Annotated in this window: 16 protein-coding genes; 1 reads left to right on the top strand and 15 read right to left on the bottom strand. The window is 63.2% G+C overall.

Features of this window, described 5'->3' with window-relative positions:
- Positions 1-236: 236 nt before the first annotated feature.
- The 9 genes from eccE to B4383_RS21930 all read right to left on the bottom strand — a co-directional run bounded on the left by eccE (position 237) and on the right by B4383_RS21930 (position 10,268).
- On the bottom strand, positions 237-1,820 hold the full coding sequence (eccE, locus tag B4383_RS21970; protein ID WP_078293355.1) for a type VII secretion protein EccE: 1,584 nt from the start codon (positions 1,818-1,820) through the stop codon (positions 237-239).
- The gene (locus tag B4383_RS21965) at positions 1,817-3,454 is read right to left on the bottom strand and encodes a S8 family serine peptidase (RefSeq protein WP_078293352.1); all 1,638 of its coding nucleotides are present in this window, start codon (positions 3,452-3,454) and stop codon (positions 1,817-1,819) included. The genes eccE and B4383_RS21965 overlap by 4 nt, the downstream gene beginning before the upstream one ends.
- Positions 3,451-5,001 carry a type VII secretion integral membrane protein EccD gene (gene eccD, locus B4383_RS21960; RefSeq protein WP_078293348.1) on the bottom strand — a complete coding sequence of 517 codons (1,551 nt, stop codon included), beginning with the start codon at positions 4,999-5,001 and terminating at the stop codon, positions 3,451-3,453. The genes B4383_RS21965 and eccD overlap by 4 nt, the downstream gene beginning before the upstream one ends.
- Positions 4,994-6,943 carry an AAA family ATPase gene (locus B4383_RS21955; protein ID WP_176138418.1) on the bottom strand — a complete coding sequence of 650 codons (1,950 nt, stop codon included), beginning with the start codon at positions 6,941-6,943 and terminating at the stop codon, positions 4,994-4,996. Before B4383_RS21955 ends, eccD begins: the two co-directional genes overlap by 8 nt.
- Positions 6,944-7,039: 96 nt before the next feature.
- Positions 7,040-7,966 carry an ESX secretion-associated protein EspG gene (locus B4383_RS21950; RefSeq protein ID WP_078293344.1) on the bottom strand — a complete coding sequence of 309 codons (927 nt, stop codon included), beginning with the start codon at positions 7,964-7,966 and terminating at the stop codon, positions 7,040-7,042.
- Between the two features lie 83 nt (positions 7,967-8,049).
- Entirely contained in the window at positions 8,050-8,346 is a 297-nt protein-coding gene (locus B4383_RS21945) for a WXG100 family type VII secretion target (RefSeq protein WP_139360972.1), read from the bottom strand.
- Positions 8,347-8,394: 48 nt separating this feature from the next.
- Positions 8,395-8,691, bottom strand: coding sequence for a hypothetical protein (locus B4383_RS21940; protein WP_139360971.1), 297 nt, complete (start codon positions 8,689-8,691; stop codon positions 8,395-8,397).
- 87 nt (positions 8,692-8,778) lie between these two features.
- A complete protein-coding gene (locus B4383_RS21935) occupies positions 8,779-9,969 on the bottom strand; it encodes a PPE domain-containing protein (RefSeq protein ID WP_078293337.1) in 1,191 nt (396 codons plus the stop codon).
- Positions 9,969-10,268: a hypothetical protein gene (locus B4383_RS21930; protein ID WP_078293335.1), complete on the bottom strand. Its 300-nt coding sequence runs from the start codon at positions 10,266-10,268 to the stop codon at positions 9,969-9,971. The genes B4383_RS21935 and B4383_RS21930 overlap by 1 nt, the downstream gene beginning before the upstream one ends.
- Before the next feature lie 149 nt (positions 10,269-10,417).
- On the opposite strand from B4383_RS21930, the gene B4383_RS26455 reads away from it, so the two are divergent.
- Positions 10,418-11,530 (top strand): hypothetical protein, encoded by a 1,113-nt coding sequence (locus tag B4383_RS26455; protein WP_139360970.1) that lies wholly within the window; start codon positions 10,418-10,420, stop codon positions 11,528-11,530.
- 41 nt (positions 11,531-11,571) lie between these two features.
- Here the strand turns inward: B4383_RS26455 and eccCa are convergent, their stop codons facing one another.
- From eccCa to B4383_RS27265, 6 genes are read right to left on the bottom strand one after another with little or no spacing between them, the layout of a single operon-like run.
- Complete coding sequence (gene eccCa / locus B4383_RS21920; protein WP_078294651.1) at positions 11,572-15,696, bottom strand: type VII secretion protein EccCa; 4,125 nt, start codon at positions 15,694-15,696, stop codon at positions 11,572-11,574.
- A 26-nt stretch (positions 15,697-15,722) separates the two neighbouring features.
- The gene (gene eccB / locus B4383_RS21915) at positions 15,723-17,231 is read right to left on the bottom strand and encodes a type VII secretion protein EccB (protein ID WP_078294650.1); all 1,509 of its coding nucleotides are present in this window, start codon (positions 17,229-17,231) and stop codon (positions 15,723-15,725) included.
- Positions 17,232-17,258: 27 nt separating this feature from the next.
- Positions 17,259-17,564 carry a DUF2694 family protein gene (locus B4383_RS21910; RefSeq protein WP_078294649.1) on the bottom strand — a complete coding sequence of 102 codons (306 nt, stop codon included), beginning with the start codon at positions 17,562-17,564 and terminating at the stop codon, positions 17,259-17,261.
- Positions 17,557-17,865: a type VII secretion target gene (locus tag B4383_RS21905; protein ID WP_176138441.1), complete on the bottom strand. Its 309-nt coding sequence runs from the start codon at positions 17,863-17,865 to the stop codon at positions 17,557-17,559. The genes B4383_RS21910 and B4383_RS21905 overlap by 8 nt, the downstream gene beginning before the upstream one ends.
- 16 nt (positions 17,866-17,881) lie before the next feature.
- On the bottom strand, positions 17,882-19,486 hold the full coding sequence (locus B4383_RS21900) for a DUF4226 domain-containing protein (RefSeq protein WP_078294647.1): 1,605 nt from the start codon (positions 19,484-19,486) through the stop codon (positions 17,882-17,884).
- Positions 19,486-19,614, bottom strand: coding sequence for a hypothetical protein (locus B4383_RS27265; RefSeq protein WP_286150777.1), 129 nt, complete (start codon positions 19,612-19,614; stop codon positions 19,486-19,488). The genes B4383_RS21900 and B4383_RS27265 overlap by 1 nt, the downstream gene beginning before the upstream one ends.
- Between the last annotated feature and the right edge of the window lie 53 nt (positions 19,615-19,667).

The following is a 19,667-nucleotide window of genomic DNA, read 5'->3' as shown; positions in this document are numbered from 1 at the left end:
GAACTTGTCCATTTCTCACCTTCTTGTCACAGGCACGTCGCCCGGCAAGAAAGGTGCAGGTCATGCGCCGGGTTCAGACGCAAATCGCCGAGGATTTGGACACGATAGTGAGAATTGAGCAGTCACAGGATGGTGAGAAAACCCATGTCGCAGTTCACAAGTTGGATGAGAACCTACAAACGGGACTTAGGGATGCTGATTGAGTTCGCGTGTCATCCATTTCAACGCTCGGCCCACTAGACGTAGGTCGGTTCGTTGATGAAGTTCGCTTCGTCGGCGTAGTACACGGGTTCGATTTCCCAGGCCTCCGTCTGAGTGCCCACAGTTAATCCGCCCTGGTGTTCGGTGATCGATACGTCAGAATGCTGCTCGGTTGTTCCGGCGGTCTTCTGTCGTTCCTGGGCCTCTGATGCTGCCAGTATCGACTCGACGTTGATCACAGTGGACGCTGCGATAATCGGTGCAGCCACGCCATCTGCGACCACCATCGTCACCGGCCCTGGTGGCAGTGTGTGGGGCGATGGCGCGATCCAGATACGCGAGGACCGACCAACATTGGCCCACGCCATAGGATTTGGCGTGTAGACGGCAATCCGCTCTCCCGTTCCCTCGGCGCGCAGCACGTACTGGCGTACCAGGACAGGATTGGCGGCCACCGACACAGTGGTCGAGCGGAGCGGATCGGTCAGTGGAAGCAGGAACGGCGTCTTCTCGTCGACCGTGCGGCCGAGCAGAACCCCGGAGGGGCCCGCGTGCAGGTTCAGATCAACCGCCGGCCGGTACTGCAGATGCGGCACACGCTCGGCGCTGGCGCGGGCAGCCCGCAAGGCTTTGGCTTGCTCGCCGGGGATCCGGCTGAATACCGCGGGTACATCAAAGTTCTTGTGCTGCACGCTCTCTACCCGCACGGACACCGCCATTTGAGGGCCGGTTTCGGTGGGTTTGAGGTGCACGCTGTGGGCGACGGCGCTGGCGTGCATGATCCACAGCCGCTCGATTGGCCGCTCAGGAAGGTCTTTGGTGTGAACGACGTAGGTGGCGACGTTGCCCGCGGCCGATTGAATGTGCGACCAGTGATCTTCGACGTCGGCGGCACCTGGCCCGAGTAACAAGCGCTCAGCCTCGATCATGTCGTCTGCTGTGCACGGGCGTGCACGGCACCCCGCTTCGTCGAGCTGGCGTGCGCAGCGTTCTGTGGCAGCGGCCACCGCACCTAGCAGGCTCTTTCGGGTGCTGAGTCCGGCGATGCTTTCGATGACGTTTACGCGCAGGATGAGCCAGGTGCGGCGCTGTGCCGCGACTGGGCGTGTTCCAATGATCTTCTCGTACAGGGCCGCATAGTTTCCTGTCATGGCGCGGCGTTGGCCCGCCGAGACCACCTCGATGCTCACGGCTAACCCGAACTGCTCGACCAGGGGTGCCAGCACGCTCATCGGCACGGTGTTTGTCGTCGATGCCGTGCGGGTGCGCTCCAGAAATGTTGGGGTGTGGGCGCTGCCTGCTACCGCGATCATCGATGTCAGAGTCCCGGCATGCAGGCGAACTCCTACTACCGACCCGTCGAAATCGGTGTCTACCGGGGCAGGCAGCACGGTGCCGATGACCTTTTTGCGATGCCACAGCCACCGCCACGCCAGGGCCAACCACCGTGCCGCTGAGTGCCGTTTGACGGTCACGGTCCCTGCCAACAGCAGCACAGCCGCGGTCGCTGCGGCCGCTTGCCATGGCGCACCTGCCCACAGGATCGCCGCGCCCACCGCTGCTGCTACCGCTTCGCTGGCGAGCATGGCCCGGACATCAAATCCAACAAGGGAACTCATGTGCGCCTCCGGCGGGCTACAGCGATCATCACGGCCGCGACACTGATCACTGCGATAGCGGCCACACTCGCCACATGCCCGGAGCGCATATCGCGCCCTGGTGGAGGCGAAGGCGCAACCAGCTTCTCGACGAGGTGCTCCTCGAACTTCACCGGGCCATCGGGAATCGACTTGGTCAGGGCGGCCACCGGATCCACGATGCCGTACCCGACCCGGTTGTCTACCCCACCGGCCGGTGCGTGGGCACTGGCCACCAGGCGGTGAATAACCTGCGGTGCAGTCAGATTCGGCATGGCCGCCCGCACGAGCGCTGCTGTGCCCGAGACGATCGGCGCGGCGAAGCTGGACCCATAAATCCGTACCGGTGGCTTGCTCGGTTCCACATTGGGGTTCGCGTTCACGACCGTGCCCTCGGGGCCAAGACCGATGATCTGGTTACCGGGTGCGGCGATCTGCACCCACGGGCCGGGCATTGAGAATGCGGCCGGTTCGCCGTTGGGCTCCACGGCGCCGACCGTGAGTACGTACGGCTGCCACCACGCCGGAGCCACGATGGTCTGCGCCCCTGCCCAGTTGCGTGGGTCATCGGGGTGCAGCGGGTCATACAGCGGGTTGGCGGGGCAGTCACCGCCTGTGTTTCCAGCCGCCGCGACGATGACGATATCTTTTTCCTCGGCGGCGTAGCGCAGCGCGGACCCCAGCGCTGCCTGATCGACAGGTGTGGCCGCGTTGATGCAGTTGACCACCGATATGTTCATCACGCCGTGCTGCATCCCGGGCATCTCCGCGACATGGCGAACAGCGAGAGCCAGGGTGCCGACATCACCTGCCTTGTGGTCCTTGTCATTTGCGTTATAGGACTTTGGGCCGTGTGTCTGCGAAGACTGGCGCACCGATACGAGTTCGGCGTCTGGTGCCACACCCACCAGACCGTCCGGTGCCCCCGGAGGCGGCGGCGGCACGACTTTAGTGTCGTCGCCAGGCCCAGGCTCATTGCCTGTGATCGGGTCGTGGCCGGCCGCGGGTGCGACTGCATCATCACCCTCAGGCGGCGGGGGTGGTGGCGGAGGAGGTGGCGGTGCTGTGACGGTCACCGTTGTCGGGCTCGGCGGGGCCAAAGTCGTTGGTGGCGGGGACGGAATCGCATTGACCCCGTTGATAGGGGGTGGCGGTGGCGCGTTTTCAGGGCGGCGTGGAGGCGGCGGGGTGCCCGCAGGTTGCGCTGCTATCAGCGAGGCGACGATGGTTCCGTGCACCTGGCAGTCCTCAAGCCCATCGCCATACTTGCCCATCACATAGTCGCCGCCGCCCACCAGGTTCTTCAAACGAGGGCTGCGCGTCACCCCGGTGTCGATGATCGCGACCCGCACGCCCGCGCCGGTCGAAAACTTCCACGCTTCAGGAAGATTCAGCATCGCCGTCGCGGGCGCAGGTTGCGTCACATCAGGCTGAGCAATGGTCAGTGCCTCGCGGCATTTCTGTTTGAGTTCCATCTCCTCGGGTGGCTCTGGCGGGCCGTCAGGAGGCAGGGCCGCAGGATCGGCCTTGGGTTGCTCTACCGCCCACACAGGAGGGGTCGCGACCGTCATGGCCAGCAAGGCGGCGACTCCGGCCGCAGCTGCTATCCGCTTCATCGCGACCTCACCGCCGTCAGCAGTCCAATACCCCAGAGCAGGAAGGGAAATCCCAGAGCCATGGCCAGCAGATAGACGTATTGCAACGCCCGCCGCGTCGGTGGTGACAGCTGCCCTGGAAGGCCCACCAACGCGGTAAGTACCGCGAGCCCCACGAGCGCAACGGCCAGCAGTCCAAGACCGGTGATAGTGCCGGACACAGTCTGGGCATCCGAGATGGCAAGTTTGGCCACAATGACGGTCCCGCTGACCAATACCCCGGCGATCAGCGCTGCGACGATCTTCGAGTCGCGGGTTATCCAGGCTCGCCCGAGCATCGACACCAAGCCCAGAGCTGCGACGAGTTCAATCATCCACAATCGCGGCGCGCCAGCGTGAATCGCGCCCCACGTGGTGATCGCCAACTGCACCATCAGGGCCGCGATAATCGCCCGGTGCGCTGCCATCGAATGCCGGTTCCTGCGGCGCAGATCCTCTGGTGACACCACATCGGGATACGGCTGATCATTCGGTGTCGCAGGAACCACCGGCGAAACGGTGTCATCGGGCTCATCGGGGTTGCGTTCCCAGACTCCTGCGCCTGTAGGCAATTCCAGGTCCGGAGGACGCAGCCCCGCGAAACGGTTCGCCAACCCCGGCGCGAACAGCACCAGAGGCAACACCACCCACATCAGACATGCGCAAATGGTCGGCCCGGAGACGCCGAACAGCCAGCGCACACCTGCACCCACTCCCAGGGACACCCCCAAGGTGAGCACAAATGTCGAGAGCCACCACCAGCGGTCCGTCGAGACACGCAGCACTACCAGGATCGCGGCCACCAGCAGCCACGCCAGCCACGCGTGCGCAGCCCCCAGCTCGCCGGGCAAAGCTGTCGCCGCCGCTGCGGCAGCCGGGATCAGCGCACCCAAGACCAATGCGTCAGAAAGCTGGTGTTGCTTGCCGTTTCGGCCGATGCCCCACCCCGTACCCAGCATTGCCGCAGCGAGGGCAACGCAGATAACCCACGCGGGCCACCACTGCGGGGCGATCAGGTGGGCGCGAACCAACAGCGCACACGCCCCGGCCACGAGTACACCTGCCCCGATACCGCCATAGACCAGAGCCTCCTCAGGCTTGATCTCGGCAGTTTCGGCCTCGACCTGTTTGGCCAGGTTCGCCGAACGGTCTTCGGTGATCGGCCGGTAGCTCTCCTTGGCCACACCAGGTTTGAGAACCAGCGGCACACCATCTGCCAGGCCCAGCTCGAGCATGGACCGCGACGGATCCAACGTAGTCCCGTCGACCTGCTGCAGCTCGTAGGCTGTGCTCACCGCCATCGGGGCGTGCCCGAGCCGCGCGGCGTCCTTGTTCAGCAACTTAATAAGTGCCTGCATCCCCGCCCGGATGGGAATCGCCGCCGGGAACACCACATCGCGCTGGGGACGCTCTCCGACAAGGATCGCCCCTCGCCACAGCGGCGGCATCTGCTCCAGCGTGGCCACCGGGGTCTCGGTCTGCTGATCCGGGATGTCCGCCTCTTCGGGCGGCGTCGCGGTCTCAGTCATGGCTCAGATCGGTTGTGCTGGCGAAGTTGTTGGCAATCGCGGCGGCGATCTCCACGAACTTGCGGCGGGTTTTGGATTTGAGCCCGCCGTCGAGGTCGATCACTGTGGCCTCATCTAGATGCTTATCGAAAGGCACCACGAAGACGTCGTCCACCACGTCGCCGAATTTCTCCTGGAGCTTGTTGCGGATCTTCTTGGCCGAGTTACCTTTCAGATCGTTGATCACGACCACTGTCCGCTTGAGCAAGTCGTGATAGTTGTTCTCGCTCAACCAGTCCAGAGTCACTCCCGCACCCTTGGCGCCGTCAGCCTTGGTGGAGCTGACCACAATCAGCGCATCGACGTTGGCCAAGATCTCGGGCATCACCGGATGGTCGATCGCCGGGCCGCAATCGACGAAGATCACGCGGTAGAACTTCTCGACGTGCGGCATCGCCTGGTGGTAGATCTCGGGTGTGAGCTGGGGGCGATTGGTCAGCCGTGAATCTCCCGCCAGAACCATCAGGCCCAGGCTGTTCGCGCCCACATGTGCCCGGATCTGATCGTCGCTGCCGAGCATGCCCCGATTACCCGAGTCCAAGACGGTCAGCAGGCTCCCGCTGGCTGTCGGATCTATCCGATCGGCCAGTGACCCATACCCAGGGTCGGCGTCCACGACGATCGTGCGGTCCTCAAGCCTGTGCTTGGCGAAGCCGCTCGCTGTGCCTACGGCCGCCGTGGTTTTCCCGAGGCCGCCGCGGGTGCTGATGACCGCGATCCGATACCGGCCCCGAAGAGGGCTTTGGATGGTCGAGACCCAGTCCGCTAAGTCCTTTTCCTTCCTGGATCGGCCAGGATTGATCAAGTGGAACGAGCCTTTGTATACCGCTGCGCGCCACCCTGTTTCCGGTGCGGGCCGCTTTACGCGGGCTAGTTCCTCGCCCCACTGAGCCTCCGACATGCGCACCCGGCCCGGCGCACTGTCCAAGGTGCCCAGGCTCTCCACGACCGAAGCGCGCCGCTGCGCCGACGCAGCGGCCGCGCGGGCCCCGGGCGCGAGGCTCTGCGGCTGTGGGTGTGCGGTCTGTACTGGCCATGGCGGCTGGATCGGTCCGACCCCGGCAGCTGGCGCAGGATGTGTGCTCGGCGCGTAGAGATCTGGCGCCACCCTCGGCTGTTGTTGAGGAGGCTGCACGCTCTGCCCCCAGCTGCCGTACGGGGTGCCGGGGGCACTGGGCTGTGAATAGTGGCCCGGTGCGTTCAGCGGTGGCGCGCCAAAGGAGGGCCCTGTCCGCGAATTCTGGCCCCCGCCCTGCGGTATCGGCACACCAGGCCCCAGCGGCACACTAGATCCCGCCGGCCCACCCGAAACGGGTGCCGCCGCCGATTGTGTTGGGTACTGAGGCGCAGCCTGCGGGCGATTTGACGGAGGTTGGGTGCGGGGGTGCAGCTGGCCATGGTCAGCAGCGGTCCGCCACAATGATTCCCCCTGCGGCCCAGCAGATCCCGCCTGCACGGCGGAGTCCTGATATGGCGGAACGGGTGTTGGCGGGGTCGTGCTGCTGGGAGGACCACTGCTCTCTGGCGCTTCGCCGCCGAATGACTCGAAATTCTCGCCGAGTCGAGCCGTCGGCCACACCGGTTCTTGTGCCGCATCGGCCGGCGCGGCGGGCGCCAGCTGCTGCCCACCCTGCTCCTTCTGCTCGGTGGGCCCGCCGAGCTCACCGCTGGATGCCCCGAGCGCTTCACGCTCCAGCGGCTGCAGATCCCTGGGATTTCCAGAGAGTTCGGTAGTGCCGTCGGTCAGCGCTGGCAGCACGTGAGTTTCACCTGCAGAGCCCGACGGCGAGCTGTTCGGCTCAGCCGCTGGGATCGGTCCGGTCGATGGGTTGTGTTCGTCGCCCCCGTACCCCGGATCGAATTCCCGGGAATGACGCGGCGGCTCGTTACTCGGGCTCGTCATACTTTCCATACAAACACCCCTTCTGGCCGTTGTCTACAAAGCCCTAACCCCGTGTGTACAAACCGATTTGGCCAGTACAGAGGGGGTGCGTTCGATTTACATTGCGCTGCGGTGGTCCCACTGGGCCCCGGCGGAACTGCGCTCAAGAAGCGTGGCGAGTTCGGCGCTGAGCCGGGCACGATCCGGAGGCGCGATGGTCAGCCAGGTTTCCACCTTGTCGGACCAATTGCCACCGAGGAACTCCGTGGTGCACATTACGCGGCCGTACTCGGTGTCAATCAGACACAGTACGGTGTGCCCACAAGTTTGCTGGGGATATTCGACCACGCCGACGGTAACCATCGGGGCCATCGGGTTACCGGCCGCGGCAATGACTTCTGCCTGCTGAGGTGACATCCCCATGCCGAATAGGTCAGCCAACCCGGCACCGCTCAAGGAGCTGCCCACCGCGGCCAGCAGTTCATCGCGGCGGCCGTGTACAGGATCTATCTCCGCTGCTTCCAGCTCGCCGGCCAGGCCCAGGATTACGTCGGTCAGAGTGCTTAATGCCGTGTCGCGACCCATATCGCCCAAGGTCGACAGCACCACTTCCGGCGGGAGTTCTGCGGGGGCGCTGGGCTCGGCCGGTTCGGGCCGGGAGCCGTTCATGCCAGCCAGTGCGGGCTGGGTCTCGTTGGGCTTGGCTGCCCATCCATGGGTGGTGGCACCGACCCAGGTAGAGCCTTGGCGCACAAGGGAGGCCACCATTTCGCGCAGGGTGTCATCATCGTGCCAGCGAGTGACGGAGACAGACACCTCGATATCGGGGTTGGACAGCACCCGAAGCTGCTCGACGTATTCGTCCTTGACGTGCCCAGATTCGTTGATTACCTCCCCCGCGAGCAGTTCATACCAGACCGGGTCTGCCGTTGTCGGGACACCTGATTTGGGCAGCCAGGGCGGTATCCGCAGCGTGTACGGCAGCGATTCGCAGCGTGTCAGGGCCTGCGTTGCCCACAATTGCGGAAGCGTGAATGCTTTCATATCCCCTCAAATTTCCCTCTGTAAGCGAAATGCGGTGGACCAGAACAATGTCTGGCCCACCGCATTTCGACGAACGTAGCGGTTCAGATCCCGGTGAAGCCGGATCCGGATACCGCGTCAGCGTCCTGCATGCCCTGGTTACCGCCACGGGTGACCTGTGCATGGTTTCCGACCGTCTCGCGGATCGAGATCTGCATCTGGTTGGTCTGGGCCTGGATTTCACGGAACTTTGGTGCCGCATCACGCGACTCGAACGTCCCGTCGAGCGAACCGACCAGTTTCACGATCGCATTCATGTGCTCTTCGATCGCGGCGCCGATGGCGTCAGTGCCCCGGGCGTGACCATCCATTGCTTCGTGGTCCATTGAGATCAATGCCATTGGTTTGCTTCCTTTCTTGAAAGAACAAGTCGCGGGCGATGCTGGCGCTTAGCCAGCAACTCCGGCCTGGGAGTTGGCATGGCGGTCGTCCTCGGCCGTCCATCCGGACACGGTGTTGCGCAGCTGGTGCACGATGCCCTGTGCAACCGAGTCGATCTTGGCCTGCTTCATCGTGATGTCGGTGGCGGTGGTGACGTTCTGCACCTGCGACTTGCCCTTCCAGAAGTCAGAAGTGGCGTTGTTGCTCGCCTTGTACTTGTTCATCAGGTTGTAGATCTCTTGGCGGTGATTGTCGATCTGTTCAGTCACGCCGGTCACCTGCTCGGGATCCATAATCAACGTCATGCTGACCGTTCCTTTCGTTGCTGTCAGTGACCGTTGATGGTCACCCTGGTTTGGAGTCTAAACCCGGTTTTCCGGGTTTGAAGGGGGTCAGTTTTCCCCGGCGCCCGCGGTAACTACGGGCGGTTGTTTGGCCAGCCGAATGCCCAGCCGACCTGCAGTTGTGGTGTGTGATTCGCCCGATTCCTCCCCTCTGCGTGCTGCACCCATGGGCCCGTACATCGGTGCGCCACCGACCCCGGTACCCGCTGAAGCTGGAGCCCCCCGGCTCGCGGTCTTTGTCGTCGCTGCCGGGGACCAGCCTGCAGGAACCCCGAGCCCGCCGCCGACTGTGCCGATCCCGCCGACTGGCCGGGTGGCGCCGATCGCCGCTGACAGGCCTCCTCCAGCGCCCCCGACACTGCTCAAAGGTGAACTGGCCGCCAGGGCGGAGCTGGCCCCGCCCAGATTGGACATGCCCTGTCCCAGACTCGATAGAGCGGGGGCGAACAAGCTCATAGCTTGTTGGGGAAGCGACATCAAGGGTTGGACCAGTGTCTGCAGAAGCTGCGGCAGCATGCCGGCGAGCTGACCCGCCATCGACGGGGCCATAGTCAGAATCTGCATCATCTGGCCCATGACACCGCTGTTCATCGGGCTTGCCGCCTCCGCAGAGGCACGCATAGACGCGGTCACCCCGGTTTGAGCGGCCTGCTCGCCCTGCATCGCCGCCGCACCAGCGGCCTGTATCCCCGGATTCGCAGGCATAGCCGTCACGACCGGGGGAACCGCCAATGCGCTCACCGCACCATCGACGGCAGTCCCATATCCGGCTCGCAGGCCAGAGTTCAGCGGCCAGAAATTCAAGAAGAACTGCTCATCGAGAAAGCCCATGGCCGGAAAATTCTGGCCGAATACGTTGGTCCCCGCCAAAGCACCCCATGTCATGCGGTTTCCATCGCAGACTGGCTCGGGGATCATATTGCCCAACGCTGTGGTGTAGACCTGCACGAGCGTGTCGGCCAGCAGCGAGTTTTTCAGGCAGTGCGCCGCCATGATGGCCAGGTCAGCGATTTCCGGTACCGCAGAGGTGGCCATAGCCGTGCCGCTGACGCCGACCCACTCGGCGGCAGTCGTCGCGGTGGTGGCCCCCTTCGCAGCCGCCTCGGCGGCACAGCCATCGGCAATGGCCTGCATCAACGCGCCCCACGCAACTACACCCGCCGCCCCTGTACCAGGAGCGCCGACCATCAGCATGTGGTTCTGCCCTGGTGGCAGGACAGCCGCGTCACCCCCCAGCATTAGCCAAGCGCACCGTTCACCGAGTTGACCAGATCCTGCTCTTCGATGATCAGGCCGCCCGTTGCCATCGACACCGCGCGTGCAATACGCGACGCGGCGATCTCGCCGAGGATGGCGTGAGTCACCCCCGCGTTAGCGCCCAACGCGGTCGACAACGCGAAGGCCTCATCCCCCGCACCCATCGGCGGCACCAAGAGCGTGTTTGCTGCCGTGGCCGCCGAGGTGGCGATCATGGTTTCGGCGCCAGCGGACTCTGCTGCCGCTCCGGCAAGAATGGTCGGTGTGTTAGTCAGAAGCATGATTGCCCTCCCTAAGGCTTTGCCAATCCCGGACACACGGGGGTCCTCTTAGTAGAAAACTACGCCCGTGGTATCCGGATCGCAACAAACCCCAATTCGGCCCCTGTTGATTGGTGAGTTTTGCGGGGTTGGGTCTGATACTTGGGGGTATGTCGTCGGGCTTGCAGGTGTATGTGGATATGGCGGCCGAGGCGTTGCGTGATGGGACTGATTTGTATGGTCGGCCGCTGCCTCGGGGTGCTGGTGGGTTGGCTGATCAGGGTGTGATTGTTGAGCAGTTGGCGCAGAAGATGGCTGCTGATGATCCTGCGGCGTTGGGTTTTACCGGTGTCAGTGCGCAGGCGTGGCGGGATCATTCGGTGGCCAATGCGCGTGCGGTGGCTGCTGCGGCGGCCAAGGATCGTTCTACGGCGGTGCATTTGGATGCTTCGGGGCAGGTGGTCGCTGATGGCAGTGCGTCGATGGATTCCAATAATCAAGCCGCAGCGGACAATACGGCTGCTATTGCTCCGTATACGGGTAGTCCTGCGGGGGATCGGCAGATGTTGCGTGAGTTGGATAACCGCACGGGTACTGCCCGGAATTTGATTAAGGCTTCTGATCAGCGGGCGGTGATGTTGGCGCAGTTGATGCGTGGCGGGCCGGGTGCGGCCGCGGCGATGGCTCCGGCCGGTGCGGGTATGGGTGCTGGCGGCGGCGCTCCGGCGTCTATGGGTGGCGGCGGAGGCGGGTTCTCCTTCCCCAACCTCTCCGGCATCACCAAAGCCGTAGGGAGCCAACAAAATGGCTCCGCCCAGACAGGGTCACCGCTCACACATGCTGGTGGCCCTGCTGTTTTCGAAAAGCTGAATGAGCGACAGATGAACGTCGCGCGGGCGATCATCAACGAGGGCCTACGCCTTGGGCTCAGCCGTCAGGCAATTCAAATCGCGCTCATGACCGCGCTGACAGAGTCCGGACTCAGATCCCTTGCGAACACGGCTGTTCCCAACTCTTTGGCCATCCCAAACGACGGGGTAGGTCATGACCATGATTCGGTCGGCCCGTTTCAACAACGCCAAAGCTGGGGTGCTACAGCTGATTTGATGAATCCCACGACCTCGGCTAACAAGTTCTATCGTGAGTTGCTCAAGGTATCTGGATGGGAGCGTATGAACATGGCCGCGGCCGCACAGGCTGTTCAGCGTTCGGCATTTCCTGACGCCTACGGCAAGTACCAGGCGCAGGCTGCCAGACTCTATAACGTCATCACTGCCGGATAGCAACCGCTGGCCGCCCCGATGACGGCCAGCGGCCCGTTCGTTTAACCGGCGGCAGTGGGTGGTTCGGTCCACGCCACCATCGTCGCGGAGACCTTGCCGCCCGGTTGTACGAACAGCCCGCGACCTTCGCGTTGCGGTTCACCGATCACGTCACCGATCAGTGGGCCGTCATGCTTGGAGGCGTTGAGGATCACTCCTTGCGTCTGGCTGCCCATCACCTTGCGCATCAGGTCGGTTGTATTGGACCAGCGATAGAAGTCACGGGTCTGTCCACCGATGATCAGATGCAGGCCCACAAAGCCTGCCAGCTCGATGAATTCAGCCAACGGGTCCAATGCCATGCCAGAGGCGCTCAAGGCGTTGTAGTCGTCGACCAGTACAAAGATCCTCTTGCCGGTGAACTGCGCGCCCGCCATGAGCATCTTCTGGTTCGATTTCTGCTCGGGTTGGCGTGCTTTGAGTTCTTCGGCGAGTTCGAACGCGAGGACCTGCACTTGGTCCTGTGTGAAGCAGTAGTGGCCCAGGTATCCGGATTCTTCGGTGACCACACCCAGCTGATTGCGTTTGATATCCACCATGTGGATGATCGCCTCGTCGGAGGTGTAATTGTCCATGATTCCGTGCGCGATACCGCGAACCAGGTTGGAGCGCCCTGATTCTGGGGCGCCAACAGCCATGAAGGTGCTGGCCTTGGTGAAGTCCAAACGAGCAGGCCCCAGGTCGGTGTCGGTGATACCAAAGCGGATCGAATGCTTGTGATCATCTGGCGTGGAAGGCATCTCTCGAACCTGCTGGAGCGACACGCTTTGGGGCAGCCGGCGAACACGCGCATGCTTGTCAGTCCCTGCGATCGCAACGATCTGATCAACCAAGGCTGAGACTTCCAGGTCGCCTTCTGCGGTTCTGCGCCGACCAGGGAACCCGTACATCATGTGCAGGACTTTCTTGCCCTCCTTGGTCAGACCGCGCCCAGGAATGTCGTCGGGGACCTTCTTGGCCTCTTGGCGGCTGACGTCGCTCATCGACTCATCGCCGATCCGCAGCTCCAGGGTGAGCTTGGTGTTGTCGGTGACGCTCTTTTGCATACCGCCGCCGATAAGGGACGACGCCGTCCACAGCACGTGCACCCCATAATTGCTGCACTTGCCCATGATGGACTTGATCGCCTCATAGGACCGTTCAAATTTGAGGGCGAATTCCTGCCAGTTGTCCACCCCGAGCCAGACTTCCCCGAAGCCGTCTGGGGGAACAGGCCCGTTGGCGAGCCCGAATCGCCTGCGGCGCCATTCCTTAACGTCTTCGATCCCGTATTGAGGGAAGGACTGCTCTCGGCTGTCTACCAGGTTCACGATCTCGGAGATCGCGCGGGTGAGGCCTTCTGGGTCGTCGGCACCGTAGATGCCGGCCGAATGCGGCAGCCTATCGAGTGCTGAAAGTCCAGGGCCACCCAGACGAACTCCGATGAACTGCACCTGTTGGGGTGTGTACCGCATGGCCAGGCTGGTCAGGAAAGTCATCGCCGTCGTGGTGCGACCCGAGCCGGGCTCGCCCACGATACCGATATTCACTGCAGAGAGGTCGTAGGCCAGCACCTCCTGCGCGTGCTGTCGAGGCTTGTCCACGATGCCCACGGGAACGGTCATTGAAGGATCTGGGCGCTCCGAAAAGCCTTGCTGCCAAGGGCGTCCGAAATGCTTCTGGTGTACGTCCTCCAACAGTCTCGGCGCGCGAAGATCCTCTAGCCACATTTCGTGGCGTTTTTTCGGCCGATGAGGTTTGAGGGCCGCCACCATGACATCTACCAGGGCACCGATCGCCACATCCACTCCGACTTCTTCCTCGTCGTCGACTTCGGGTGCGGCGTCGGCAGGCTCGATCACGGCCAGCTTCCGTTTCGGCATGGGGACTGCATCTAGGGAAAATAGTTGTGGTTCAAAATAATTCTCGGTCTGTTGAGCTACTTCGGCTTGCACTTCTTGCCGTGCCGGTCGGTACAGAGAACCGACATCGTAAACCTGGATTTCCTGCGGCTCGCCCTCGCCGATCTTGAGGAACCCGCGACCGCCGCCGCCATCTTCGGGGATCTTGGCTGCCCGCACATCGCCAATGAATGAGCGGGATTCAGCATCACTGAATGCTCGCAGCGCGATACGCCACCCGAAATGTGCTTCCATCCCACGCAGCTTGGACTCTTCCATCCGCTGCGAGGCCAGCAGCATGTTGACCCTCAGTGAACGCCCGAGGCGCCCGATCCGGACGAACACAGGCACGATCTGGGCGTACATCTCGAACAGCTCGGTGAACTCGTCCACAACGATCTGAATCCACGGCAGCGGCTCCCAGTCGTCATGGCCCTCCTCGATACGGGCCCGTTCGTAATCCTCAACTTCGGCCAGCTCTGGTCGGCCCGTCTCCTCGGCCACCCTATCCAAGATCTCCTGCCGGCGATCGAGCTCGCCGGTGAGCACATCCTCCAGGCGCTCGACGTATTCGGAGTCTTTGCCGAGGTTTGACAGCACCATGAGAGTGCCGGGCAGGTCGGCCACGCGACGCCCGAACGAACGGCCCTTCCAGTCAAGAACAACGTGCTGTAGCACTTCTGCGGAGTGTGTTGCCGCCTGGGAGATGATGAATGTCAGAAGAGTCCACGATTTTCCGGACCCTGTGGCGCCCAGGAGCAATCCGTGGTTACCCATACCGCGCGGGATCGCCGAGGTTGAGTTGACATTCATCACGAACGTCGAACCGTCTTTGAATCGGCCCAGCGGAAATGTCCCGCGTAGCTTGCTATCTGGCGACTTACGCGCCGCGTGGATGCGATGGGGCTCTAGGTAGCGGGCGTCGGCGATTCGGAGTTCTTCGAGCAGTCCGCCCTCCTGCTGCATGACTTCAGTGACGCTGGAGGCGCTCTTGGTGACATCCCATGTGGCCATCGCGCGGGCGAATTCGTCGGCCTCTTCGATCGACATGTAGTCGGCGTGGGCGTAGTAGAACGGTTCCCCCACCGCGATATCGCAGATACGGCCGTCGGATGTGACCTGGAAGGTGGTCTCCGGCGTCCATCCACAGCCATCTGACTTGCGGGCAGCCAGCCGCAGGAATGTGGTCGCTTCCACACCGCTTCTGGCGCGGGTCAACTCCTGCCAGTCTTCGATGGCTCCGGTGTCGTCGTCGACCACGATCAGGTGGCGCATCGTGGAGGGTTTGATGGCAACGTGCTGGCCGCCCTCGGGCTCTTTGACGGGGACGAACGCGCCGCGGTTGTTGTTCAGATCGAAGACTCTGTCGAAATCCTTGGCGCTGGTGAACACCAGGCGGGCAGGGCCCGCGCCGTCGTGGGTATCAGGGTCGCAACTGTGGGGCATCCACTTGAGCCATTCCCATTTCGAGGGGGTCGCGGTGACCACGGCGATGCCGATGTCGTCAGGGCCGTGGAATGTGGCCAGGTGGCACAGCATCGCCCGCACGAGCCCGTGAATGGTGGGCATGTCGCCGAAAAACGCGAACCCAGGGTCGCTGCGCAATGCCAGCGGCATGGGAATGTCGCGCACGTAGGGCTTTTCGAGGAAGAAGTCCCGCAGCATGGCATTAGGCATGGGATCGCGTTTGGTGCGGTCGGGCAACTTCGGTGTCTTGAGTTCCAGCGCCGACTGCGACAAACCCAGGCCCACACGGCATTTGCCGAACTGGTAGGACAGCGGCCGGTGGCACCACATTCGGGCGGCACCGCCGGCGACGATCGGCACCAAATCCAACGGGTTCGGGTTGAAGAACAACACGCGCTCGAATTGGCGCTCCCCCACAGCATCTGCTGCGTTGCGGAACTCGTCAAGGCTCTTTCCGTAGTCGGTGCGCTCCCCTTCTTGTTCGGTGCGGGTCTTCTTCCCCGCACCGCCACCGAACCGGCTTGCCATCATGCCGCCGAACGACATCATCATCATCAACGGGAAGATCAGTCCTACGCCGGTAAATGTTCGGGCCCCAACCAGAAAGAGCATCACGATGGTGCCGATGATGCCGACCACCAGGCCCACCGGCAAGATGACGGACAGATAGGTTCGGAACCGCGTGGGCTGCACCGTCGGCGGTGCTGGCAACGTCCGCTTGTCGCCTGAAAGGCTGGGCGCCCCAATATCTGCTGGCCGTTCGAAAAGCTTTGTCGGCATGGAGGTTTGTCCTTTCGCGCCGTGAGTTAGCGGCTGGCCACAGGCGCAACGCCTGCCTGGGTCGGCGGGATGAGAGGAACTGGAGCCTTGCCGGGTGCGAGGGTGTCTTGCTTGACTTCGGCATTGGTCCGATTCAGCAGCGGACCCTCTGCGTACACCTGCACGAGGGGCCACGGCGCTTGGCTTGCGGCGCTGATATCGATACCGAGGGCATCGACTGCGGGGTCATTGAGCGGGATCCCATAGCGCACACCGTTGGGGGCTAGCCACCAGATGCTTTCCTTGGTGGCCGCCGCCGGATCCATGCCGGTCACCCGGAACAGCGCGGCAGCGTCCTGAGCTACCCACACCTGATCAGCGGTGATCCCCCGTCGGTCATCACGTGTCAACGGCGCGATGAACTTCTGTTGCTCATCGGTCAGTGGCAGCGTGCGCCCGACCAGGATGTTTGTGGTCGACCGCTTTTCTCCGGCGGCCTTCTCCCACGCCAGGCAGGTCACTCCGTTGGTCATGGGGTCTATGAAGCTCAGCCGGTTCTGCGGGTAGTAGTCGACGTCCAGGACATGCGCAGTGGGCACGCCCTTGAGCAGGTCGGTGGACACCTTGATCGCTGTAGCGGCGCCGAATGCATTCGACCCTCGGATCAAGGACGCCACCAACGGTGTCACCTTCTGGACCCCTTGATCTGTCAGAGCGAAGAATTCGGTTCCGCCCGAGGGATCTTCGACTTGCAGGATCGATCCGACCACGACCCCTGGTGCGATGGGCCACGGGCTGGGTGCGCCAGCATTCGGGATCACCGGGATCCGCAGCGGCGGCGTGGCGGGAATGGCGTTGAGCAGCGCCCGCGACATGGCACGTGGTTTGGCCGTCGATACGTCCACTCCCACCGCCAGAGCCGTGGCCCGGTCAGAGGTATCGATCGGCGATCGCACCGACCCCCAGACTGCGTATGTGCTTCCCGCATAACGCATCAAGACAGCGTGCCCTTCGGGCAGCACGTGCGAACGGTCTTCCGGAGACAGAGCACCTGCCAACGCCGTCACCTTAGGGGCAGCCAACGGGTTATCTGCCAGACTGTCGCAGACCGCCCACCGTGAGCGATCCTGGCGCGGTGAGGTGATCGGCCACACCGGAGCGCCCGGAATCCCGACCAATGGCCCGGTCCCGAACTTGGACAGTGCCGATGATTTCACCGGCTCAGGGTTATCGGGCTTGCCGGCGATGAGCCGCGCACTGGTCAGGTTCAGCACCGGATAGAGGGTGTCGCCGACTCTTACGAAAAGCGAGCCCGTATCGAGGTCCCTCAGAATCAGCGAGTTCCCCACAGAACCAACAGGTTTAACCACCGAGGCGATACCCATGATGACAATGAACACCACGCCGATCACAACAGAGGTCGCGAAAGCTATCATCTGCTCGCGGTGTGGATCCTCCTCAAGGGAGGCATCACCTGTCAGTTGCGCAGCACCTAGTCTGCGCAGAAAGAACAGGTGGCCGCTCGACTGTGGCGCCGAGGCGCGGTTGACCGCCATGTGTGTGAATCCCCCTAATTGCCAGGATTATTCGGTATTTGGTGGTATCGATGCTGCTTTCAGCAGTGCCACCGCTTCGGTGACGTCGTCCCAGGTCGGAATGTCGGGGTCGATGTCCTTGATCCCGGCCTCACGCATCTGGTCCCGTTTGGTGGCTTGCGACCTCAGATACGCCACCCTATTGACGAGGGTGAGTCGTTGCTGCAGTTTCTCGGCCCCCAATTTCATTGCGTTTTCGGTTATTTGGACGTTCATGGTGTAGCCGTCCGCATCCACTGTTGACGCAAGCAGATTGTCTGGGCTCACCACCCTGAATACCTGCTGATTACCCATCTGCCACCCCCTGTTGTTCCTTACGGTGCGCCTCCTCGGCCGCGTCAAGGCGGATAGCGGCCGCATCAGCGGCTGCCGCGATTTGGCGGCGGTGCTCCCCACACCGGTTGTAAGTCGTTGTCTGCTCAGCGAATACCTCGGAAGCGGCATTCGCGACCGGCGCCATGATGGCTCCCTGCCGGTAGACGTTGTCGTGTACCTCGTTGTAGTTCGCTGGGTAGCCCTCCAGGTCTTCGGCCCACTGGCGCCACCCCTGAGCGCGTTGCCGAAGGACATCGCTGTCAATGCGGATCTGTGACATGATCGTGGATCTCCTTCTACTTGCCCGGTGTCGTGGTCGAAGTCTGGCCCGGTGCCGGTGCCGGTGGCGGGGCCGCGTGCTGCGCGGTGGCGATTGTGGTGCCGGAAGTCTCCGGCGGCCGCCAATAGCCCTTGATCTCGCCATTATTGGGCAGATCGCTGATGGGTCGGAGCTGTCCGTCCATAACCAGGGTGTTCTTGTCCCACACCGTCACCCAACGGGTACCGGTGTTGGCCAAGTCGCCGCCCATGAGTTTCGCGGGCGCCACGTTCTGCTCCGGCGGGATCGTCGCGGTAACCGGCGGCACCGTGTACCCGGCTTCGTGGTAGCCGGTGGGAATGTCCATGCCGTTGCGCACATTTCGCAGTGCGTCGGCAAGACCTGTGGTCGCGGCCTTGGTGGTCTTGCCGTCGCTATCGGTCACCACATCAGATGGTGGCGGCGGTGCGGCTGCCACCGGTTGTGCGGGAGGTTCGGCGGGCGCCTGTGGCGGCGCGGCGGGCTCGTCCTTCTTCGGTTGCGGTTCGTCCTTCTTCGGCTCTGGATCGTCCGGTTCGTCGTGCTCGTGTCGCTCGGATGAATCGTCACGGTACGGATCGGGGCCCTCGGCCTGCTGGGCGAACGCTGGACCCAGCGCCGAGCCCAGCGCGCTACCGAGACCACCCAGGCTGCTCAACGGAGCCCCGAGGGCACCACCGAGGGCACCGGGGAGTTGCCCGGCAGCATTCATCATGCCGCCCAACGGGTCGGCCCCGCCCATGGCGCCCAGGTTCGGCGGAGCCGGAACCGGCTCGCCTTGTCCCCCACCGGTATCGCCGCCAGTCTGACCGCCGGTGTTCTGGGTACCGCCTTGGCCGCCTCCACCGGTATCCCCGCCAGCCTGGCCGCCGCCGGTGTTCTGATTGCCGCCGGGCTGATTGGTCTGATCCGCGCCCGCGGCGCCGTCAGGTTCGATCTTCTCGTACAGGGCCTTCTTGGCCGCGATGATGCCCGCACTGGATGCGTTGTCCAGAACGTTGGAACTCAGGATCCGGTTGATGTCGGCCATCCGGTTATCCATCATGTGGAACATCTGTTTGGCCCCGGCCGGCGAAGTTGTATCAACCTTCGAAGACAGATCGATCCATTCCTTCTGAATTTTGGAAAGCTCAGCCTTGCCCTCTTGGGTGCGTGTGTGCGCACCCAAGATCGCCTTCATGAAACCGGCATCGGCACTGGCCAGTTGCGTCTGTGCCTTGTCGGCCTTCTCGTTGACTTCCTTGATCGCCTTGGCGACTTCACCGGATTCCTGCACTCCGGTCCGCACGAACGGCGGCGCTTCCGGAGGGGCACCGGGCGGCACAGGGGCAGCAGGTGCTGCGGGAGGAACCGGCGGCGGAGTCGTGGCCAACACCTCGAACGGGTTGGTGTCCTTGCCCCGGTTCGCCGCTCCGTACAGGTCATGCCACTCCGGCGGCGGCTGCTTATCCCACGCGCTGGGGAGCCGGAAATTGGGGGCGCCGGACAAACCGTGCGAACCATCCAACGATGTCGGAACTGGCTGGTTGGACGGCCAGAAGAAGACCTCATCGCCGACCTTGACCGCTGTCCAGCCCGGAGGGGCGGTAGGTACAGGCGCCATTAGCGTCCCAGCCCGTCAGTAGCGCTGGTGTCCCCGTACAGATACATCACATCGCCGAGGGCTTCCTCGAACAGATCCTGATAGCGGTGCATCGCCTGCTCTCCGATCGGCTCGTCGGGGTTGGTCATGCAGCTACCGTATCGCGAGGTTCGCACACTTGAACGGGGTCAATTTCAACCAT

The organism is Mycobacterium sp. D16R24, from assembly GCF_002013385.1.
Taxonomy (GTDB): domain Bacteria; phylum Actinomycetota; class Actinomycetes; order Mycobacteriales; family Mycobacteriaceae; genus Mycobacterium.
The sequence above is the reverse complement of the archived record's forward strand: the minus strand, read 5'-3'. Positions and strand labels throughout refer to the sequence as shown.